This is a genomic window from Aeromonas sp. HMWF014 (assembly GCF_963878295.1).
GTDB classification, from domain to species: Bacteria; Pseudomonadota; Gammaproteobacteria; order Enterobacterales; family Aeromonadaceae; genus Aeromonas; species Aeromonas popoffii.
The window spans coordinates 1,807-2,379 of the sequence record NZ_CAWNYS010000532.1; the positions used below are offsets into that span (position 1 = coordinate 1,807).

The 573-nt window shown below is 64.7% G+C and carries 1 protein-coding gene; it reads right to left on the reverse strand.

Annotated features, from left to right (window positions below; all coding sequences use genetic code 11):
* Positions 1 to 33: 33 nt before the first annotated feature.
* A partial coding sequence (locus AAC083_RS20810; RefSeq protein WP_258224800.1) for an aspartate-semialdehyde dehydrogenase occupies positions 34 to 573 on the reverse strand: 540 nt, incomplete at its 5' end.

The window sequence follows — 573 nt, forward strand, 5'->3', positions numbered from 1 at the left end:
GCGGCCCCCTGCTTCACACTCACCCGGGTTGGATCAACCGCGATCCAGCAGTATGTTGAGCATGCGGCGCAGCGGTTCGGCGGCGCCCCACAGCAGCTGATCGCCCACGGTGAAAGCGGCCAGGTATTCCGGGCCCATGCTCAACTTGCGCAGACGCCCCACCGGGATGCTGAGGGTGCCGGTGACGGCAGCCGGAGTCAGCTCGCGGGCGGTGATGTCGCGATCGTTGGGGATCACCTTCACCCAGTCGTTGTGCGCGGCCAACAGGGTTTCGATCTCCGACAGCGGCACGTCCTTTTTCAGCTTGATGGTAAACGCCTGGCTGTGGCAGCGCAGGGCACCGATCCGCACACAGAGACCATCCACCGGGATGGCGGCATCTTCGATCCCCAAGATCTTGTTGGTCTCGGCCTGACCCTTCCACTCTTCACGGCTCTGGCCGTTGTCGAGCTTGGTGTCGATCCAGGGGATGAGGCCACCGGCCAGCGGCACGCCGAAGTTGTCCACCGGCAGGGTGCCGGAGCGGGTCTTCTCGGTGATCTTGCGCTCGATATCGAGGATGGCAGAGGCGGG